We start from the raw sequence: 20101 nt of genomic DNA on the forward strand, positions 1-20101 counted from the left end.
GGCGCGGTCGGCTTCCAGGCATTCGCGGACTTTCTCTTCCACGGCGCGCTGGTTCTTGGCAGGGGTCATGTCGATGAAGTCGATGACGATCAGGCCGCCGATGTCGCGCAAGCGCAACTGACGGGCGATTTCTTCGGCGGCTTCAAGGTTGGTCTGCAGAGCGGTTTCTTCGATGTCGCTGCCTTTGGTGGCGCGCGCCGAGTTGATGTCGATGGACACCAGGGCTTCGGTCGGATCGATGACGATGGAGCCGCCGGAAGGCAGTTCGACGACGCGCTGGAAGGCGGTTTCGATCTGGCTTTCGATCTGGAAGCGGTTGAACAGCGGAACGCTGTCTTCGTACAGCTTGATCTTGCTGGCGTACTGCGGCATCACCTGGCGAATGAAGGTCAGGGCTTCGTCCTGGGCTTCAACGCTGTCGATCAGCACTTCGCCGATGTCCTGGCGCAGGTAATCGCGGATGGCGCGGATGATCACGTTGCTTTCCTGGTAGATCAGGAACGGCGCGGCGCGGTCCAGCGAGGCTTCTTTGATGGCGGTCCAGAGTTGCAGCAGGTAGTCGAGGTCCCACTGCATTTCTTCGCTGCTGCGGCCAAGGCCGGCAGTGCGAACGATCAGACCCATGTCGGCCGGTGCAACCAGGCCGTTGAGGGCTTCACGCAGTTCGTTGCGCTCTTCACCTTCGATGCGACGGGAGATACCGCCGGCACGCGGGTTGTTCGGCATCAGAACCAGGTAACGACCGGCCAGGCTGATGAAGGTGGTCAGGGCGGCGCCCTTGTTGCCACGTTCTTCTTTTTCGACTTGAACGATGACTTCCTGGCCTTCGCTCAGGACGTCCTTGATGTTGACGCGGCCTTCGGGAGTTTTCTTGAAGTATTCGCGGGAGATTTCTTTGAGGGGCAGGAAGCCGTGGCGCTCAGAGCCGAAATCGACAAAGGCAGCCTCAAGGCTTGGTTCGATGCGAGTAATCCGGCCTTTATAGATGTTGGCCTTCTTCTGCTCGCGTGCACCGGATTCGATGTCCAGGTCGTAGAGGCGTTGGCCATCTACCAGTGCAACACGCAACTCTTCAGGTTGAGTCGCGTTAATCAGCATTCTTTTCATGTAGTACCGTCGGTTTCCGGGCTGCCGGAAACGGCGTTCGGCACACACGACTTCTCACGGTCGGTGTCAGGTGCGTCGGGAGCGGTTGGCCATTCCCGTGTCCAGCGATGTCCGACCAATTGGGCCGGTATCGCGACGTACGCGTCCTGCTTGCTGTGGCTACTTAAGCACTCAGTCAGGAGGAGGAATCAACCGGCGGCTGTGGACGAGATGAAGCGTCTTGATAAAGCCTATTGCTACACAGTCCAGCGGTTGTGCATCTCCACCCTACACGTATCCCTGATAATTCGGGTGCTGCCGCGCGCAGAATCCGCAGCGGGTTGGCATTTACCGTGAGCTCCGAAAGGGGAGGTCACGCATCATGGCTAATTTAGGCGTTGTTTCCGAAGCGTTCGCTCGGGGTCGTTTGCAGCTGACTGCACTTTGTGAACTGGCCGTGAATATTTGCTCGGAAGGCGAGTGAAAACTCTGCTTTGCGGCATGATTCAGGCCTTATGTCACCTGCGCTTGTTACAACTGCAAACTCTGCCGTTACGTAGCGAAAGCCCCGTAGGACGGCCTCTCGTCCTCGTGAATTGCGTTGGTCAGGGCCGGTTTTTGACCGTTAGTCCGCTGTCCAGGCCACTTTTGGCGGCGTTCGCGACTATAGCAGCAATGATTAAGTGCTTCAATTCCATAAAAAATTGTTATCATCTGCACCATGACGACTACTGCCCCTTCGACCCCAGGCGTACAACTGCTTGAGGTCTCGCCGGAATATGCCGGCCAACGTATTGATAACTTCCTTCTCGCTCGGCTCAAAGGCGTGCCCAAGACCTTGATTTACCGCATTTTGCGTAAAGGCGAAGTGCGGGTGAACAAAGGTCGGATCAAGCCCGAATACAAGCTGCAGGCGGGCGACATCGTGCGCGTGCCGCCGGTTCGCGTGCCCGAGCGCGACGAGCCCGTGCCACTGGCGCAGGGGCTGCTGCAGCGGCTCGAGGCCTCGATTGTCTACGAAGACAAGGCGCTGATCGTGATCAACAAGCCCGCTGGCATCGCGGTTCACGGCGGCAGCGGCTTGAATTACGGCGTCATCGAAGCCTTTCGTCAGTTACGTCCTGATGCAAAAGAGCTCGAGTTGGTTCACCGCCTCGACCGGGACACGTCCGGCCTGCTGATGATCGCCAAAAAGCGCAGCATGTTGCGTCACTTGCACGCCGCATTGCGCGGTGATGGCGTCGACAAGCGCTATATGGCGCTGGTGCGCGGCAACTGGGCGACCTCGATCAAGCAAGTCCGTGCGCCGTTGCAAAAGAGCAATCTGCGCTCCGGCGAGCGCATGGTCGAAGTCGACGAAGAAGGCAAGGAGGCTCTTACCGTGTTCAAGGTGCTGCGCCGCTTCGGTGACTTTGCCACCATGGTCGAAGCCAAGCCGATCACCGGTCGCACTCACCAGATTCGCGTCCATACTTTGCATGCCGGGCATTGCATCGCCGGCGACACCAAGTACGGCGATGAAGATTTCAGCAAGGAAATTCGTGACCTGGGCGGCAAGCGTCTATTCCTGCATGCCTACATGCTGACCGTGCCGCTGCCTGATGGCGGCGAGCTGAAGTTGCAGGCGCCGGTCGACGAGATGTGGGCCAAAACCGTGGAGCGATTGAGTGCGCCCATCTGATTACAAACTGCTGATTTTCGATTGGGACGGCACGCTCGCAGACTCCATTGGTCGGATTGTCGAGGCGATGCACGTGGCGTCCAGGCGCTCTGGCTTCCCGTTGCGCGATGATTTTGCGGTCAAAGGCATTATCGGTCTCGGGTTGCCGGAGGCGATTCGGACTTTGTATCCCGAGATCGGCGATGGCGAGCTTATGGCTTTCCGTGACTATTATGCGGAGCACTACATCGCGGCAGAGGCTGTTCCTTCGCCGTTGTTCGAGGGCGTGCTTGAGTCGATGGAGGCGTTTCGTGCTGACGGCTATCACCTGGCGGTTGCCACCGGCAAGGCTCGGCGCGGGCTGGACCGGGTGCTGAAAGCTCACGGTTGGGAAGATTATTTTGATGTCACTCGCGCAGCTGATGAAACGGCCAGCAAGCCCCATCCGTTGATGCTTGAGCAGATTCTCGCCCATTGCGAGGTTCGTCCGGAGCAGGCGCTGATGGTCGGGGATTCGTCCTTCGATCTGCAGATGGCGCGCAACGCCGGCATGGATTCGGTGGCGGTCAGCTATGGCGCTCAATCGATTGAGGCGTTGCAGCAGTTCGAACCGCGGCTGTCCATTGATCGTTTTTCAGAATTGCGCGCCTGGCTGAGTCAGCGGGCATAACGGTTTTTTGCAGGGGTAAATGTCATGACCGACGAATGGAAAGCACCCGCCAAGGCGAGCGCGGAGAGCGGTGACGAAAAAAGCTGGAAGCTGCTGGAAAAGACCCTGCTGGCCAGTGTGCAGGAGCATCGCCGATCCCGTCGCTGGGGGATTTTCTTCAAGCTGCTGACCTTTGCATATCTGTTGCTTGCGTTGTTCTTGTTCTCGCCGCTGATGGATATGGAAAAAAGCGCCACTCGCGGTTCCGCTTACACGGCGCTGATCGATATAACCGGCATGATCGCCGACAAAGAACCGGCGAGTGCAGATAATATCGTAGGCAGTCTGCGTAAAGCCTTCGAGGACAACAAGGTCAAGGGTGTGATCCTGYGGATCAACAGTCCGGGCGGCAGTCCGGTGCAGTCGGGTTATGTCTATGACGAGATTCGTCGTTTGCGCGGCTTGCATCCGGATACCAAGGTTTACGCGGTGATCTCGGATCTGGGAGCTTCCGGTGCCTATTACATTGCCAGTGCGGCAGATCAGATCTATGCCGACAAGGCGAGCCTGGTGGGTTCCATTGGTGTGACCGCGGCCGGTTACGGTTTTGTCGGCACCATGGAAAAATTGGGTGTCGAGCGTCGTACCTACACCTCTGGCGAGCACAAATCATTCCTCGATCCGTTCCAGCCGCAGAAGCCTGAAGAAACTCAGTTCTGGCAGGGTGTGCTCGACACCACTCATCAGCAGTTCATCAGTAGCGTCAAGAAGGGGCGTGGCGATCGTCTCAAGGACAAAGATCATCCGGRGCTGTTCTCCGGGCTGGTCTGGTCCGGTGAGCAGGCGCTGCCGCTGGGCTTGATTGATGGTCTGGGCAGTGCCAGTTCGGTGGCGCGTGACGTGATTGGCGAGAAAGAGCTGGTGGACTTCACTATCGAGGAGTCGCCGTTTGATCGCTTCTCGAAAAAGCTCGGTGCCAGCGTGGCTGAGCATTTGGCGATGTGGATGGGCTTCCAGGGGCCGGCGTTGCGCTGATCGTTGTCTGCATAAAAAAACCGGCCTGTGTGGCCGGTTTTTTTGTGCGCGCGCAGCGGTTCAGGGTATTTGCACGCCTTCAGCCAGTAACATGTCAACCAGGCGAATCAGTGGCAGGCCGATCAGGCTGGTGGCGTCAGGGCCTTCGGTGCTTTGAAACAGGCTCACCCCTAATCCTTCAGCCTTGAAGCTGCCAGCGCAGTCGTAGGGCTGCTCGGCGTGCAGGTAGCGTTCGATGCGTGCTGCGTCGAGTGCGCGCATGTGCACGGTAAACGGCACGCAGTCGACCTGGCAGTGGCCGGTCTGGCTGTTGAGCAATGCCAGCCCGGTGAGGAATGTCACACTGGCACCGCTCGATGCGAGCAGTTGTTCGCGGGCCTTTTCGAAGCTGTGTGGCTTGCCGATAATTCGCTGGCCAAGTACCGCGACCTGGTCCGAGCCGATGATCAGGTGAGCAGGATGGCTGGCGGTAAGTGCCCGGGCTTTTTCTTCGGCGAGGCGCTTTACCAGTTCGATGGCTGACTCGTTCGGGCGATGGCTTTCGTCAATATCCGGCGAGCTGCAAGTAAACGGCAACTGCAGGCGGGCCAGCAATTCCCGGCGATAAACCGAGCTTGAAGCGAGTAATAAAGGCAGCATGCGCATCTCCAAAGGGCAAGGGGCGAATTCTAACGCAGGCTCAAGTGGCGGACAGGGCTGAATTTCCTTTGACATGGCTGGGGGCATCCCTATAATGCTGCGCCTATGTTGCCGATTTGGAGAGACTCTGCGACCCGCTTTCCGACAATGTCGGTACGGTGCAGGCTAAATTCGTTTTTGAACGAGATGAACGTAAGTCTGTGGTAATCCACAGCTTTATCGACACCGAAGTCAAAATGGTTTGCCAGCGTTGTCTTGAGCTGGTCACCCTGCCGATCCATAGCGAATGCAGTTATGCTGTGGTGAAGGAGGGTGCGAATACCCAGTCGTTGCCGAAAGGTTATGACGTGCTGGAACTGGGCGAAGATCCATTGGATCTGCAGTCACTGATCGAGGAGGAGCTTCTGCTCGCCTTGCCCATTGTGCCTGCTCATCATCCGGAAGAATGCCAGCAGCCGGCGGGAGCAGATGAGCCCGAACCGAGCGAGGACGAGGTAACGCGGTCCAACCCGTTCAGTGTATTGGCGCAGTTAAAGCGTGACCCAAACGTTTAGGAGTTAATCAATTATGGCTGTTCAGCAGAACAAAAAATCCCGCTCTGCCCGTGACATGCGTCGTTCGCACGATGCTCTCGAGGCTAGCACCCTGTCTGTAGAAAAAACCACCGGTGAAGTTCACCTGCGTCACCACGTATCGCCAGAAGGCGTATACCGTGGCCGTAAAGTGATCGACAAGGGCGCTGACGAGTAATCCTTGTCCGCTCAAGTCATCGCGATTGACGCAATGGGCGGGGACTTCGGTCCCCGCAGCATTGTTCAGGCCAGCCTTGCTTGTCTGTCAGCTACGCCCTCGCTGCACCTGACCCTTGTCGGTCAACCCTCCCTACTTGAAGAACTGATCGCTGGCCAATCGGCAGCGGATCGCTCGCGCCTGTCGATTGTGCCGGCGTCCGAAGTCATCACCATGGACGAAAAGCCTGCCCAGGCCCTGCGCGGCAAGCCTGATTCGTCGATGCGCGTGGCGCTGGAGTTGTTGCGTGATGGCAAGGTCCAGGCGTGCGTCAGTGCCGGCAATACCGGTGCGCTGATGGCGTTGTCGCGGTTTGTGCTCAAAACCTTGCCGGGGATCGATCGGCCGGCCATGGTCGCCGCCATTCCGACCGAGAAAGGTTTCTGCCAGTTGCTCGATCTGGGCGCCAATGTCGATTGCAGTGCCGAGCATCTGTTGCAGTTTGCGGTGATGGGGTCTGTGGCGGCGCAAGCCCTGGGCGTCGTTCGTCCACGGGTCGCGTTGCTGAACATCGGCACCGAAGACATCAAGGGTAATCAGCAAGTCAAGCTGGCGGCGACCCTGCTGCAAAATGCGCGTGGCCTGAACTACATCGGGTTTGTCGAGGGCGACGGTTTGTACCGTGGCGAGGCGGATGTGGTGGTGTGTGACGGCTTTGTCGGCAATATCCTGCTCAAATCCAGCGAAGGCCTGGCGACCATGATCGCCGGGCGCATCGAGGCCCAGTTCAAGAAAAATTTCGCGTCGAAACTGGTAGGCGCACTGGCGCTGCCGCTGATGAAGCGCTTGCAGGCCGAGCTGGCGCCGGCACGCCATAACGGCGCAAGTTTTCTCGGTTTGCAGGGAATTGTCGTGAAAAGTCATGGTTCGGCGGGGGTTCAGGGCTTCCAGAGTGCGATTCAGCGCGCCTTGATCGAGATCCAGGAAAACTTGCCGGAACGTCTTCATGGGCGCCTGGAAGATTTGTTGCCTTAGGCGTTTTCGTCAGACAATGCTTAAATGTGACCGCTCAGTTCAATGAGCCATCCAACTGTCAGTTTCTTGCGTTCCCCTGGCGGGACGTCAATTCTCCGACGACAAGATCATTAGGGGCTTGTTACATGTCTGCTTCCCTCGCATTCGTCTTTCCAGGACAGGGTTCGCAGTCCCTCGGCATGCTGGCCGAGTTGGGCGCGCAACACCCAGTGGTCCTTGAAACATTCAAAGAAGCTTCCGATGCTCTGGGTTACGACCTGTGGGCGCTGACCCAGCAAGGGCCGGAAGAACTACTCAATCAAACCGATAAAACCCAACCGGCCATTCTGACTGCCTCGATCGCCTTGTGGCGTCTGTGGCTGGCTGAAGGCGGCGCGCGTCCGGCTTACGTTGCCGGTCACAGCCTGGGTGAATACAGCGCCCTGGTGGCTGCGGGCAGCCTGAGCCTGGGCGCCGCGGTGAAGCTGGTAGAGCGTCGCGGTCAATTGATGCAGGAGGCCGTTCCGGCCGGGCAGGGCGGCATGGCCGCTATCCTCGGTCTGGACGATGCTGATGTGCTGGCAGCCTGCGCCGAAGCGGCGCAAGGTGAAGTGGTCAGCGCAGTCAACTTCAACTCGCCGGGCCAGGTAGTGATTGCCGGCGCCAAGGCTGCGGTCGAACGCGCCATCGAAGGCTGCAAGGCGCGTGGTGCCAAGCGCGCCATGCCGTTGCCGGTCAGCGTGCCGTCCCACTGCGAGTTGATGCGTCCGGCCGCCGAGCGATTCGCTGAGTCGATCGCAGCGATCGACTGGCAGGCGCCGCAGATTCCGGTAGTGCAGAACGTCAGTGCCGACGTACCAGCCGATCTGGAAACCCTCAAGCGCGATCTGCTTGAGCAGCTTTACAAGCCTGTGCGCTGGGTCGAATCGGTCCAGGCGCTGGCTGCCAAGGGTGCAACCCAACTGGTCGAGTGCGGTCCGGGCAAGGTCCTGGCCGGTCTGAACAAACGTTGCGCTGAAGGCGTGTCGACCTCTAACCTCAATACCCCAGATGCTTTCGCTGCCGCCCGTGCAGCGCTGGTCTGATCAAGGAGAAGCTTGCATGAGTCTGCAAGGTAAAGTTGCACTGGTCACCGGTGCCAGCCGTGGTATCGGCCAGGCTATCGCTCTGGAGCTGGGTCGTCAGGGTGCCATCGTTGTTGGTACTGCGACCTCCGCATCGGGTGCCGAGCGTATCGCCGCCACTCTGAAAGAAAACGGTATTCAGGGCACTGGCCTGGAACTCAATGTCACCAGCGACGAGTCCGTAGCGGCCGTGCTGGCGAGCATTCAGGAGCAGTTCGGTGCGCCGGCGATCCTGGTCAATAATGCCGGTATCACCCGCGATAACCTGATGATGCGCATGAAAGATGACGAATGGCATGACGTTGTCGACACCAACTTGAACAGTCTGTTCCGCCTGTCCAAGGGCGTTTTGCGCGGTATGACCAAAGCCCGTTGGGGACGAATTATCAGTATTGGCTCGGTTGTGGGTGCCATGGGCAACGCAGGCCAAGTAAACTACGCAGCCGCCAAGGCCGGTCTGGAAGGTTTCAGCCGTGCGCTGGCGCGTGAAGTCGGTTCGCGTTCGATTACGGTAAACTCGGTGGCCCCAGGGTTCATCGACACCGATATGACCCGCGAACTGCCCGATGCGCAGCGTGAAGCCTTGCAGACGCAAATTCCGCTGGGTCGTCTGGGGCAAGCTCAAGAGATCGCATCTGTGGTCGCTTTTCTTGCGTCCGACGGTGCGGCTTACGTTACTGGGGCTACAATCCCGGTGAACGGCGGGATGTACATGAGTTAAATGTGACGGATTGCTTCAAAAAAATGTCATACGAGCTGTCTAAAATCCGTTATAAAGCTGCAATCTATTTTATCGGYAGAGGGCCGCAGGGTTTGAGGAGTGAAGCTTTCAGTTGAAAAACTGAAAAGTCTTTCTATACACTTACCCACTGGCCAGCTGCCTGAATTTGTCCATTAGGAGTGAAAACAAGGTATGAGCACCATCGAAGAGCGCGTCAAGAAAATCGTTGCTGAGCAACTGGGCGTTAAAGAAGAAGAAGTGGTCAACACCGCTTCCTTCGTTGAAGACCTGGGTGCCGACTCCCTTGACACCGTTGAGCTGGTGATGGCTCTGGAAGAGGAATTCGAGACCGAAATCCCTGACGAAGAAGCTGAAAAGATCACTACTGTACAAGCAGCAATCGACTACGTTACCAGCCATCAGGCGTAATAGTTTTTAGTCGTCGCTCGCTGTCATGGAAAAACCGCACTGCCATCATGGCGTGCGGTTTTTTCTTTAGGCCTTGTGCGAAGTCGTCATTTGAAAAAAGGAGAGTGCTGTGTCGCGTAGACGCGTCGTAGTCACCGGTATGGGTATGTTGTCGCCACTGGGCACGGATGTGCCGAGCAGCTGGCAGGGCATTCTGGCTGGCCGCAGTGGCATTGGTCTGRTCGAACACACCGACCTTTCTGCCTATTCCACCCGCTTTGGCGGCTCGGTAAAGGGCTTCAATGTCGAGGAATACTTGTCGGTCAAGGAAGCCCGCAAACTCGACCTGTTCATTCAATACGGTCTGGCTGCAGGTTTTCAAGCCGTGCGTAACGCAGGTCTTGAGGTTACCGATGCCAATCGCGAGCGTATCGGCGTGGCCATGGGGTCGGGTATTGGCGGTCTGACCAATATCGAAGACACCAGCCGCACACTGCATGATTCCGGCCCACGGCGGATTTCTCCGTTTTTCGTGCCTGGCTCGATCATCAATATGATTTCCGGTTTCCTGTCCATTCACTTGGGTGCACAGGGACCTAACTACGCCATCGCCACGGCGTGTACCACCGGTACGCACTGCATCGGCATGGCTGCACGTAACATCATGTACGACGAAGCCGACGTAATGATCGCCGGCGGCGCCGAGATGGCTGCATGTGGTCTGGGCATGGGCGGCTTTGGTGCCTCCCGCGCACTGTCGACCCGCAACGACGAGCCGGCCCGTGCCAGCCGTCCATGGGACAAGGGTCGTGATGGCTTCGTGCTGTCCGACGGTGCCGGGGCACTGGTTCTCGAAGAGCTGGAGCACGCCAAGGCCCGTGGCGCGACCATTTACGCCGAGCTGATCGGTTTCGGCACCAGTGGCGATGCCTACCACATGACCTCGCCACCGGCTGATGGCGCGGGTGCTGCGCGTTGCATCACCAATGCCTTGCGCGATGCGAAGATCAATGGTGATCAGGTGCAGTACATCAATGCCCATGGCACCTCGACCTCGGCTGGCGACCTCGCCGAAGCCTGTGCAATCAAATCGGTGTTCGGCGATCACGCCTACAAGCTGGCCGTCAGTTCGACCAAGTCCATGACCGGTCACCTGCTGGGTGCCGCAGGGGCGGTCGAGGCGATTTTCAGCGTGCTGGCAATCAACAGTCAGGTAGCCCCGCCGACCATCAACCTCGATGAGCCGGACGAAGGCTGCGACCTCGACTTCGTACCCCACACCGCGCGCGGCATGGATATCGACGTGGTGCTGTCCAACTCCTTCGGATTTGGCGGTACCAATGGCTCGCTGGTGTTCCGCCGGTTCGCTGACTGATGGACAGCTGGGTCGACGGTCAACCGGCTGACGCTTTGTCGCTGAAAGATCGCGGCCTGGCTTACGGCGATGGTCTGTTCGAGACCATCGCCGTCAAGGGCGGGCAGCCGTTGTTGCTGGATCGACATTTGTCGCGTCTGGCCGAGGGCTGTTCGCGCCTGGCGATTGCCGCCGATCATGAGCTGATCCGCGCGGAGCTGCTGGCCTATGCCGCCGCACTGGGCGAGGGCGTGCTCAAACTCATCCTCACCCGCGGCGACAGCCTGCGCGGTTACGCCCCCGATCCCTCGGCCCAGGCCCGGCGCATTCTGCAAGGCAATCCTCCCGCTGCCTATCCGGCTGTGCATGCGAAGCAGGGCGTGCGCCTGTTCCCTTGTACAACACGGCTTTCCAAGCAGCCATTGCTTGCCGGTCTCAAGCACCTGAATCGTCTGGAGCAGGTTATCGCCCGTTCCGAATGGCAGGAGCCGAATTATTGTTTCAAGCCGAGTCATTGGGGATTCCCACACAAATCATCGACATTACCCTCGAACAGCTGCAATGGGCTGATGAGGTCTTTGTCTGCAACAGCGTTTATGGCGTTTGGCCGGTGCGCGCCTATGCCGCACTGAGCTGGCCGGTTGGGCCGCTCACCCGTAAACTCCAAACCATTGCCCGTGCGCTACTGGATGCCTGATTCGTGAGACGTAAATTATTGCTGCTGCTGGAAACCGGACTGGTTCTGGCGGGGCTGTTGGCGGGCGCTTGTGCCTGGAAAATCCATTCGGCGCTGGAACAGCCGCTGAACATCGCCCAGGAACAGCTGTTGGAAGTGCCCAAAGGTACTACGCCGAACCGCACTTTCATTCGACTTGAAGCCGATGGCGTCATCAAGGACGCTTTCTGGCTGCGTGTGTACTGGCGCTTCAACCTGGCGGGGCAACCGCTGCACAGCGGCGAATACCGCATGGTTCCCGGCATGACAGTCGAAGGGCTGATCGACCTGTGGAAGCGCGGGGAAATGGTTCAGTACAGCCTGACGCTGGTCGAAGGCTGGAATTTCCATCAGGTCCGCGCGGCCCTGGCCAAGGACGAAAAGCTCGAACAGACCCTCAACGGTTTGAGCGACAGCCAGGTGATGGACAAGCTTGGGCACGGCGGGATTTTCCCGGAAGGGCGCTTCTTCCCCGACACATACCGTTTCGTGCGTGGCATGACTGACGTCGATCTGCTCAAGAAGGCTTACGACCGCCTCGACGAAGTCCTCGCCAAGGAGTGGAGCCAGCGTGCTGCCGACGTGCCCTACACCGAACCCTATCAGGCGCTGATCATGGCCTCGCTGGTGGAAAAGGAAACCGGTGTGCCGCAGGAACGCGGGCAAATCGCCGGCGTGTTCGTGCGGCGCATGGAGATGGGCATGTTGCTGCAGACCGATCCGACGGTGATCTACGGCTTGGGCGATCGCTATAACGGCAAGTTGACCCGCGCCCATCTCAAGGAGCCGACGCCGTATAACACTTACCTGATCGCTGGCCTGCCGCCGACACCGATTGCGATGGTCGGCCGCGAGGCGATCCATGCGGCGTTGAATCCGGCGGACGGCAACAGCCTGTATTTTGTTGCGCGCGGTGATGGCAGCCACGTGTTCTCCGATGATCTGGACGCCCATAACAATGCGGTGCGGGAGTTCCAGCTCAATCGCCGGGCCGATTACCGTTCCAGCCCGGCACCGACTACCACGCCGCTGACGGAAGATGTCCAGGCGCCAACCTCGGCGACTTCGCCTGATACGGCGGCCGAAGATGTGCCACAAGTAGCGCCGCAAGACTCTGCACAAGAGCCTGCGCCAGCACCCGAGCGGGATGCTCCGGCGCTGCAAAGCCCGCAATGACTCTGATTAAGGACTGCCTGTGACTGGCTTGTTTATTACCCTGGAAGGCCCGGAAGGTGCCGGCAAGAGCACCAATCGCGAATACCTGGCCGAGCGTCTGCGCGCCGCCGGGATCGAGGTGGTGTTGACCCGGGAGCCGGGCGGCACGCCCCTGGCCGAGCGGATCCGCGACGTGTTGTTGGCGCCGGTCGATGAGGTCATGAACCCTGACACCGAGCTGCTGTTGGTGTTCGCTGCGCGAGCCCAGCACCTGGCCGAGGTGATCCGCCCAGCGCTGGCCCGTGGCGCGGTGGTTCTGTGTGATCGTTTTACCGATTCGACCTATGCCTACCAGGGCGGTGGTCGCGGTTTGTCGCTGGAGCGTATCGCGACCCTCGAAACATTCGTCCAGGGCGATCTGCGCCCGGACTTGACGCTGATCTTCGATCTGCCGGTGGAAGTGGGCCTGGCCCGCGCCAGCGCCCGCGGTCGCCTGGACCGTTTCGAGCTTGAAGGCCGCACGTTCTTCGATGCCGTGCGCAGTGCCTTCCTCGAGCGTGCCAAAGCGGATCCTGCGCGTTATGTCCTGGTGGATGCCGCTCAACCGCTGGCGCAGGTTCAGCAGTCTCTGGATGTCTTGCTGCCACGTCTGCTGGAGTTGACCCGTGGCTGAAGCCTATCCGTGGCAGGACAGTCTCTGGCAGCAATTGGCCGGTCGTGCCCAGCACGCCCATGCCTATCTGCTGCATGGCCCGGCCGGGATCGGCAAGCGTGCGCTGGCCGAGCGGTTGATGGCCAGTTTGTTGTGCCAGCGTCCGACCGCCCAGGGCGCCTGCGGTGAATGCAAATCCTGCCTTCTGCTCAAGGCCGGTAGTCATCCCGACAACTACGTCCTGGAACCGGAAGAGGCAGACAAGGCGATCAAGGTCGATCAGGTACGTGACCTGGTCAGCTTCGTGGTTCAGACTTCGCAGATGGGCGGTCGCAAAGTGGTGCTGATCGAGCCGGTCGAGTCGATGAACATCAACGCCGCCAACGCCTTGCTAAAAAGCCTTGAAGAGCCGTCCGGCGACACCGTATTGCTGCTCGTCAGCCACCAGACCAGTCGTCTGCTGCCGACCATCAAGAGCCGTTGCGTACAGCAGGCCTGTCCTTTGCCGAGCGAAGCCATGAGTCTGGCGTGGCTGGCCAAGACGTTGCCGGACTGCTCGGAAGACGAGCGCATTGAACTGCTGACCCTTGCTGCYGGTTCGCCATTGGCCGCGGTCAAATTGCAGGCCCAGGGCGTGCGCGAGCAGCGGGCGCTGGTGGTCGAGGGCGTGAAGAAGTTGCTCAAGCAGCAGCAATCGCCGACGCAACTGGCCGAGGAATGGAAAACCATTCCCATGTTGCTGCTGTTCGACTGGTTCTGCGACTGGTCGAGCCTGATCCTGCGTTATCAGTTGACTCAGGATGAAGCGGGGCTGGGGCTGGCGGACATGCGCAAGGTCATTCAATACCTGGCGCAGAAAGCCGCTCAGGATAAAGTCCTGAATATTCAGGACTGGATTCTAGCCCAGCGGCAGAAAGTGATGAGCAAGGCCAACCTCAATCCGGCGCTGTTGCTGGAGGCGCTGTTGGTGCAATGGGTATCCTTGCCTGCCCAGAGGTGACTAGACTCTGATCATCAGAAATGGAGGTCAGCATGAATGAACCCATCAGTCCGGGGCCGCGCAATGGCATTTTGTCCTTGACCATCAAGGACAGGTCCGTGCTCTACGCAGCCTATATGCCCYTCATCAAGAACGGTGGCCTGTTTATCCCGACCAACAAGAGCTACAAGTTGGGCGATGAGGTCTTCATGCTGCTGCACCTGATGGACGAACCGGAAAAGATCCCGGTCGCCGGCAGGGTCACCTGGATTACCCCCAAAGGTGCCCAGGGCAACCGCGCCGCTGGAGTCGGCGTGCAATTCAACGAAGGCGATAACACCGCGCGCAGTCGAATCGAAACCCATCTGGCCGGAGCCCTGAAGTCCGACCGTCCCACTCATACGATGTAAGTTGCAGCCCTTTTATGCTTGTAGATTCCCATTGCCACCTTGATCGCCTCGACCTCACCGCCCACGACGGCTCCCTGGATGCCGCGCTCGACGCGGCTCGTCAGAGGGGAGTAGGGCACTTTCTGTGCATTGGTGTCAGCGTTGAGAACGCCGCCGATGTCAAAGCCCTGGCCGAACGCTACGACGACGTCGATTGTTCGGTCGGCGTGCATCCGCTGGATGTGCAGCCGGGTGCCGCTCCGGCGCTGGATTGGCTGTTGCGCGAACTCAATCATCCGCGGGTGGTGGCGATCGGGGAAACCGGCCTGGATTACCACTACGAACCGGAAGCGGCAGAGTTGCAGCAGGAGTCGTTCCGCCTGCATCTGCAAGCGGCGCAACAGACCGGCAAGCCGGTAATCATTCATACCCGGGGCGCCCGGGCCGACACCCTCGAACTGCTGCGTGAGGCGGCGCTGCCTCAAGCAGGCGTTCTGCATTGCTTCACCGAAGACTGGGAGATGGCCAAGGCCGCGCTGGATATGGGGTATTACATTTCCTTGTCCGGTATTGTCACTTTTCGCAAYGCCGATGCCTTGCGCGATGTGGCCAGCAAAGTGCCGGCCGACCGCTTGCTGGTGGAAACCGACTCGCCGTACCTGGCGCCGATCCCGTATCGCGGCAAACCGAACCTGCCGCAGTACGTGCGTGAGGTAGCGGAATTTCTGGCAATGTTGCGAGGCGAGCCCTACGAGCGATTTGCCGAGCAGACTACCGAGAATTTCAAGCGGTTATTTCCGTTGGCGCACGTCAGGGCATCGGCGTAACGTTGGAAAAAGTCGCAACCTGTGGCGGGCCTTGCTCCCAAATTGCAGGCAAAAAAAACCCGGGTTCTGGGGGGTGAATCCGGGTTAAGACCATTAGGAGTAAAACAAAGGCACGCAATCCTTTGGTACCTTCATCGGCGCGACACTTGGGGGAGATGCCTCGCCGACAGTTGAAGTATTGATCAGTATCGCGCCGAGTCCAGTTTGGTTGGTCGGGTTTTTAAACAAATTTGGAATACGTGCGCTTCGGTTGAGTTCTCATCAACCGGCGAGGTCGCGTGAATTCATCAAGAAACACATATATGGTCGGATGATCCGTGCATTTTTGCGCAAGTTAGGCATAATACGCGGCTTCGAATTTTGACCCCTACAGACCTTTTCTTATGCATAAAGAACCTCGTAAGGTCCGTGAGTTTCGTCGCCGCGAGCAAGAAATTCTCGATACCGCGCTCAAGCTGTTCCTCGAACAAGGTGAAGACAGTGTCACCGTCGAGATGATTGCTGATGCCGTAGGTATCGGCAAAGGCACGATCTACAAGCACTTCAAATCCAAGGCAGAGATCTACCTGCGCCTGATGCTCGACTACGAGCGTGATTTGAACGAGCTGTTGCATTCCGCCGATGTCGATAAGGACAAGGAAGCCCTGTCCCGGGCCTACTTCGAATTCCGCATGCGCGATCCGCAACGCTATCGGTTGTTCGATCGCCTGGAAGAAAAGGTGGTCAAGGGCAACCAGGTACCGGAGATGGTCGAGGAACTGCACAAGATCCGCGCCTCGAACTTCGAACGCCTGACCCTGCTGATCAAGGGCCGGATCAGCGAAGGCAAGCTCGAAGACGTGCCGCCTTACTTCCATTACTGCGCAGCCTGGGCGCTGGTGCATGGCGCCGTGGCGCTGTATCACTCGCCGTTCTGGAGCAATGTGCTGGAAGATCAGGAAGGTTTCTTCCAGTTCCTGATGGACATCGGCGTGCGCATGGGCAACAAGCGCAAGCGCGATACCGACACTCCGAGCAGCTGAGCCATTCAGTTGTCTAATTGCGCCATGAGCCATGATTTAGCTACGTGGCGCAGTACCGCAGGAATATACTCAGGCATAGGGCTTGCTAAAACTTGATTTGTGAGTCAAGTTTTGCGCGTTCGAATCTTCTTTCGCCGGAGTGATCCATGATCGTTGACCGTCAAGGCAGGCGTTTTCGCAATTTGCGGATCAGTCTGACCTCCGCCTGCAACTACGCCTGTACCTACTGCGTGCCCAACGGCAAACGGCTGGTGGCTGCGCAGGATGAGTTGTCGGCCGAGGCGATGGCACGCGGCGTGGCCTATCTGATCGAAGCAGCCGGCATCGAGCGCCTGCGCATTACCGGTGGCGAGCCACTGGTCAGCCCCAAGCTCGAAGCCTTCATGACCGCCGTCGGGCAGATGGGGCTGGCGGACATCAGCCTGACCACCAATGGCCAGCTGTTGGCGAAGAAGCTGCCGCTGCTGGTGGATGCCGGCATTCGACGCATCAACGTTTCCCTCGATACCCTGGACGCCGGGGCTTTCCGCAGCATTGCCCGCGGCGGCGATCTGGCGACCGTGCTCGACGGCATGGCCCAGGCCGCGGCAGCCGGCATGAAGATCAAGGTCAATATGGTGCCGCTGCGTGGGCAAAACCTCGATCAGGTGATGCCATTGCTCGATTACTGCCTGGAACGCGGCTACGAGCTGCGCTTCATCGAGTTGATGCGCATGGGTCACTTGGCCAGTGATTCCAACGCCTTCCTGCAACAGTTCGTCAGCCTTCAGCAATTGCTGAGCCTGATCGGCGAACACTACGAATACCTGCAGGCCGACGCGCCGGTCGATGCCACGGCGGTGCGCTACGAGATTCCGGGACAGGGCCACTTCGGCGTGATCGCCAACGAAAGCGTGCCGTTCTGCCGCACCTGCTCGCGTCTGCGCTTGTCGTCCACTGGCTGGCTGCATGGCTGCCTGTCGTCGAGCAATCGCCACTATGTCGGCGATCTGCTGGACAAACCCCGTCATCAGGCATTGCCGGCCTTGCAGCGACTGCTGGTGAAGGCTCTGGGGGACAAGCAGGAAGTGGCGTTCTCCGGTGGCGCGACCATCATGAAAATCATCGGCGGCTGACCGGGTCTTGCGGTGAAGGGCGCTTGCTGTGGCGAGGGAGCTTGCTCCCGCTGGGGCGCGAAGCGGCCCTAAAATTACCAAACGCTCCGCATTCCCTGGAACTTACGACTGCTGCGCAGCCGAACGGGAGCAAGCTCCCTCGCCACAGGTCTGTTCAGACTGAAAATGCACATGACCTGAGCTGGCGCGGAAGCTGCATCCCTCGGCCATTCGCCGGTTTTCCGTCACCGGCTTCTGGAGGGAAGGATGCGTAGCCTGGTTTTGCTGCTGGCCGTTTTGGCACTTGGCGGCTGCATGAATGTCAGCGATATGGCCGAAGGAACTCGCTACCACATGAGCGACGTGGGGCTGCTGGACCATAGCGACAGCCGTCGCGTGAATAACATCCGCATTCAGCCGGACTCCTTCATCTACATCGCCCAGGGCGCCTTCGCGCCACCGGGCATTGCTTCTCCGCGACCTAACGTGGTGGCCGAAGAAGCCTTCAACGGCTTTATCGAATATTTCCCGATGGTCCGCCGCGCCCGCGCGCCGGAAGGCCTCGACGCCGCCATGGGAGAAGCCCGTGCCTCCGGTGCTCACTACCTGCTCTATACACGTTTTGCCAAGGCCGACGACCGCATCGGCAACGCGGACGATTTGATCGACCAGGAGCGCTCGGATCGCCTCGGGATCGACAGTGGCGTCATTCAGATCATGTTGATCGAGACCAGCACCCAGTATTTGATCGATACTGCACGTATCAAGAGTCGTGGCGGTTTACTGACGTTCTACGATAACAGGCCAGAAGATCTTCTGGGCCCGCCGCTGGAGCAATACGCTCGTAGCCTGTTGGGGCTCAGCGATCAGTAATTAAAAGGAGAACGCCATGAGTGGCCCGCAAAAAGCCAATGACCTGTTGGGACAAATCCCCAAAACCAAAGGTTTGCCACCGGTCCACTTGTGGAACCCCGACTTCTGCGGCGACATCGACATGCGCATCTCTCGCGACGGCACCTGGTATTACCTGGGCACGCCGATCGGGCGCAAGCCGATGGTCAAGCTGTTCTCCACCATCATTCGCCGCGACGGCGATGATTACTTTCTGATTACTCCAGTCGAAAAGGTCGGCATCAAGGTCGACGACGCACCGTTCGTGGCGATAGCCGTGGAAGTCGAAGGCGAGGGTGAGGCTCAGGTCTTGCGCTTTACCACCAACGTCGATGAAACCACCGACGCCGGTGTCGAGCACCCCATGCGCGTGGTGATCGACTCGGTGACTCAGGAGCCCGCGCCGTACGTGCATGTGCGCAGCAACCTTGAAGCGCTGATTCACCGCAATGTGTTCTATCAATTGGTAGAGCTGGCGGTGAGCCGTGAGATTGACGGGCAGAGCTGGCTCGGTGTCTGGAGCGGTGGCGAGTTTTTCCCGATCGGACTTGAGCCGTAAGCGCTGAACCCGAGAAACGAAACGGCCCGTTATTGCAGCGGGCCGTTTTTTATGGGCTTACAAACCCTTGCTCTTGAGCCGGGCGGCGTGTTCAAGGTAGAGCATCACCGGGCTCACGTTCCAACTGTTGATCCCGGCCATCTGGTTGACTGCATCAAAGTGGTCCATGGGGTAATCCGAGCGGATCACTTTGCCCAAATGAGAGCTGTAGCGGCCGACCAGCCCATCATTGGCGTGCTTCTCTTTATAAAATAACTGCGACAGCACTTTACAGTTCAAATGGGTCGGGTCGAGGAGTTGCAGGCTTTGAAAGTTCTGCACGATCCCGCTCCAGGAGTAGTAATACACGCCGTTCTCAACTTCGTTGCCTTCCCCGCCCCAAACCTTTGGCAGCCCTTGCGGGTACTTGCGATTGAAGGCGGCCAGGCCTGCGCTGGTCAGCGATTCGAACGCCGCTTGAGGGTCGATGGGGTTTTCCGGATGGCCACTGATCAACGAAATGAAGGTGCCGACTGCGCCTAACAGGGCTAATACCAAGGCTTCGGGTAATTCTCCGGGTGTCAGTGCCTTGTGCAGTTGGTCGGCAATCTCGGAGCCGTGGTTAGGGCAACTGACCGAGGTGACCGACGCAACCTTTTCCGGGTACAGGGCTGCGACGTAGCGTGCGGCCAGCGGACCTTGGCTATGGCCGATCAGATTGACCTTGGCGGCGCCCGTTTCCCGCAAAATACGGTCGACGTGTTCGAGCAGTTTTTCACCGCGTTCCTCATTGCCGTTGACGGTTGGAATATTCACGGCAAACACCTGGGCACCAGCACGTTCCAGGGCTTCCTCGATTTCGAAGAAGTACGGATAACCGGCGATTCTGTCGAAGCCGAAAAGACCGTGAACCAACACAATGGGGTATTTCGTAGACGCATCCATGTCCATGTTCATACCTGACGATAGCGGATTTTAGTGAAGCAGCCTGATCTGTTGCGGGCTAACCGTAGTTTACAAAGTGGGTGGGTTCAAAGCGCCGGGGGAGTAATCGGACGAACAGTCATGCCTGTGTTGGCAAGAACTCCAGAAAAATCCAATTGACACCCAATCATATGATGATTAGCGTGGGCATCCATTGCGAACGGCTTTCGTGTCGTTTCATTTTTATTTTCACCGGGCGGTGAGGTACCCATGTCCAGCAGTTTTCACGCGTCGACGGTTGATTGGCTGGGGTGCTGGATTGCCGCTGGCCAGGTGAAGCCCGGTCAGACCATCAAGGTTGAAGCCGACTTGGGCGAGCAGCTTGGGGTCAGCCGTACGGTCATCCGCGAAGCGATCAAAACCCTGGTCGCCAAAGGCATGCTCGAAGTCGGGCCGAAGGTCGGCACGCGGGTGTTGCCGGTACGGCGCTGGAACC

Annotated in this window: 22 protein-coding genes and 3 pseudogenes; 22 read left to right on the forward strand and 3 right to left on the reverse strand. The window is 58.8% G+C overall.

The window, feature by feature from the left end:
• Nucleotides 1–1107: Rne/Rng family ribonuclease (locus AC1DLB_RS11910; protein ID WP_477785040.1), on the reverse strand; the 1107-nt coding region annotated here is incomplete at its 3' end.
• 700 nt (nt 1108–1807) lie between these two features.
• On the opposite strand from AC1DLB_RS11910, the gene rluC reads away from it, so the two are divergent.
• Genes rluC through sppA form a run of 3 tightly spaced genes read left to right on the forward strand, consistent with a single transcriptional unit; the run spans nt 1808 to nt 4430 of the window.
• Nucleotides 1808–2767 (forward strand): 23S rRNA pseudouridine(955/2504/2580) synthase RluC, encoded by a 960-nt coding sequence (gene rluC / locus AC1DLB_RS11915; protein ID WP_007941997.1) that lies wholly within the window; start codon nt 1808–1810, stop codon nt 2765–2767.
• Nucleotides 2754–3416 (forward strand): HAD-IA family hydrolase, encoded by a 663-nt coding sequence (locus AC1DLB_RS11920; RefSeq protein ID WP_018926225.1) that lies wholly within the window; start codon nt 2754–2756, stop codon nt 3414–3416. The genes rluC and AC1DLB_RS11920 overlap by 14 nt, the downstream gene beginning before the upstream one ends.
• A gap of 24 nt (nt 3417–3440) precedes the next feature.
• Entirely contained in the window at nt 3441–4430 is a 990-nt protein-coding gene (gene sppA / locus AC1DLB_RS11925; RefSeq protein ID WP_477785041.1) for a signal peptide peptidase SppA, read from the forward strand.
• 60 nt (nt 4431–4490) lie between these two features.
• On the opposite strand, the gene AC1DLB_RS11930 is transcribed toward sppA, so the two are convergent.
• Nucleotides 4491–5069 (reverse strand): Maf family protein, encoded by a 579-nt coding sequence (locus AC1DLB_RS11930; protein WP_018926223.1) that lies wholly within the window; start codon nt 5067–5069, stop codon nt 4491–4493.
• 107 nt (nt 5070–5176) lie between these two features.
• Between AC1DLB_RS11930 and AC1DLB_RS11935 the strand changes: the two are divergent.
• The 18 genes and pseudogenes from AC1DLB_RS11935 to AC1DLB_RS12020 all read left to right on the forward strand — a co-directional run.
• Nucleotides 5177–5623, forward strand: a pseudogene (locus tag AC1DLB_RS11935) (YceD family protein); the annotation flags it as partial.
• A 13-nt stretch (nt 5624–5636) separates the two neighbouring features.
• The gene (rpmF, locus tag AC1DLB_RS11940; protein WP_003179396.1) at nt 5637–5819 is read left to right on the forward strand and encodes a 50S ribosomal protein L32; all 183 of its coding nucleotides are present in this window, start codon (nt 5637–5639) and stop codon (nt 5817–5819) included.
• A gap of 3 nt (nt 5820–5822) precedes the next feature.
• A complete protein-coding gene (gene plsX / locus AC1DLB_RS11945; protein ID WP_018926222.1) occupies nt 5823–6833 on the forward strand; it encodes a phosphate acyltransferase PlsX in 1011 nt (336 codons plus the stop codon).
• 125 nt (nt 6834–6958) lie between these two features.
• On the forward strand, nt 6959–7897 hold the full coding sequence (gene fabD / locus AC1DLB_RS11950) for an ACP S-malonyltransferase (RefSeq protein ID WP_026286430.1): 939 nt from the start codon (nt 6959–6961) through the stop codon (nt 7895–7897).
• 16 nt (nt 7898–7913) lie between these two features.
• Complete coding sequence (gene fabG / locus AC1DLB_RS11955; protein WP_064616588.1) at nt 7914–8657, forward strand: 3-oxoacyl-ACP reductase FabG; 744 nt, start codon at nt 7914–7916, stop codon at nt 8655–8657.
• 192 nt (nt 8658–8849) lie between these two features.
• The gene (acpP, locus tag AC1DLB_RS11960; RefSeq protein ID WP_003175607.1) at nt 8850–9086 is read left to right on the forward strand and encodes an acyl carrier protein; all 237 of its coding nucleotides are present in this window, start codon (nt 8850–8852) and stop codon (nt 9084–9086) included.
• 109 nt (nt 9087–9195) lie between these two features.
• Nucleotides 9196–10440, forward strand: coding sequence for a beta-ketoacyl-ACP synthase II (gene fabF / locus AC1DLB_RS11965; RefSeq protein WP_477785042.1), 1245 nt, complete (start codon nt 9196–9198; stop codon nt 10438–10440).
• Nucleotides 10440–10904, forward strand: a pseudogene (locus tag AC1DLB_RS11970) (aminotransferase class IV); the annotation flags it as partial. The gene fabF and the pseudogene AC1DLB_RS11970, both read left to right, overlap by 1 nt.
• A 2-nt stretch (nt 10905–10906) precedes the next feature.
• Nucleotides 10907–11116 (forward strand): annotated as a pseudogene (locus AC1DLB_RS11975) (aminotransferase class IV); the annotation flags it as partial.
• 3 nt (nt 11117–11119) lie between these two features.
• Entirely contained in the window at nt 11120–12310 is a 1191-nt protein-coding gene (mltG, locus tag AC1DLB_RS11980; protein ID WP_477743481.1) for an endolytic transglycosylase MltG, read from the forward strand.
• Between the two features lie 19 nt (nt 12311–12329).
• Nucleotides 12330–12962, forward strand: coding sequence for a dTMP kinase (gene tmk / locus AC1DLB_RS11985; RefSeq protein ID WP_064616594.1), 633 nt, complete (start codon nt 12330–12332; stop codon nt 12960–12962).
• Nucleotides 12955–13941 carry a DNA polymerase III subunit delta' gene (locus AC1DLB_RS11990; RefSeq protein WP_018926215.1) on the forward strand — a complete coding sequence of 329 codons (987 nt, stop codon included), beginning with the start codon at nt 12955–12957 and terminating at the stop codon, nt 13939–13941. Before tmk ends, AC1DLB_RS11990 begins: the two co-directional genes overlap by 8 nt.
• A gap of 32 nt (nt 13942–13973) precedes the next feature.
• Nucleotides 13974–14330: a PilZ domain-containing protein gene (locus AC1DLB_RS11995; protein WP_477785043.1), complete on the forward strand. Its 357-nt coding sequence runs from the start codon at nt 13974–13976 to the stop codon at nt 14328–14330.
• Between the two features lie 14 nt (nt 14331–14344).
• Entirely contained in the window at nt 14345–15136 is a 792-nt protein-coding gene (locus AC1DLB_RS12000) for a TatD family hydrolase (RefSeq protein WP_019582737.1), read from the forward strand.
• A gap of 383 nt (nt 15137–15519) precedes the next feature.
• Entirely contained in the window at nt 15520–16158 is a 639-nt protein-coding gene (locus AC1DLB_RS12005) for a TetR/AcrR family transcriptional regulator (protein ID WP_007942012.1), read from the forward strand.
• Nucleotides 16159–16304: 146 nt separating this feature from the next.
• The gene (locus tag AC1DLB_RS12010) at nt 16305–17273 is read left to right on the forward strand and encodes a GTP 3',8-cyclase MoaA (protein WP_018926212.1); all 969 of its coding nucleotides are present in this window, start codon (nt 16305–16307) and stop codon (nt 17271–17273) included.
• A gap of 246 nt (nt 17274–17519) precedes the next feature.
• Nucleotides 17520–18125, forward strand: coding sequence for a DUF4823 domain-containing protein (locus AC1DLB_RS12015; RefSeq protein WP_477743480.1), 606 nt, complete (start codon nt 17520–17522; stop codon nt 18123–18125).
• A 16-nt stretch (nt 18126–18141) separates the two neighbouring features.
• On the forward strand, nt 18142–18702 hold the full coding sequence (locus AC1DLB_RS12020) for a DUF1285 domain-containing protein (RefSeq protein ID WP_064616598.1): 561 nt from the start codon (nt 18142–18144) through the stop codon (nt 18700–18702).
• A gap of 57 nt (nt 18703–18759) precedes the next feature.
• Here AC1DLB_RS12020 and AC1DLB_RS12025 read toward each other — a convergent pair whose 3' ends face one another.
• Nucleotides 18760–19632 carry an esterase/lipase family protein gene (locus tag AC1DLB_RS12025; protein WP_019582740.1) on the reverse strand — a complete coding sequence of 291 codons (873 nt, stop codon included), beginning with the start codon at nt 19630–19632 and terminating at the stop codon, nt 18760–18762.
• A 243-nt stretch (nt 19633–19875) separates the two neighbouring features.
• Here AC1DLB_RS12025 and AC1DLB_RS12030 point away from each other — a divergent pair.
• A partial coding sequence (locus AC1DLB_RS12030; RefSeq protein ID WP_477785044.1) for a FadR/GntR family transcriptional regulator occupies nt 19876–20101 on the forward strand: 226 nt, incomplete at its 3' end.

Source organism: Pseudomonas sp. 05N434 (assembly GCF_056396965.1).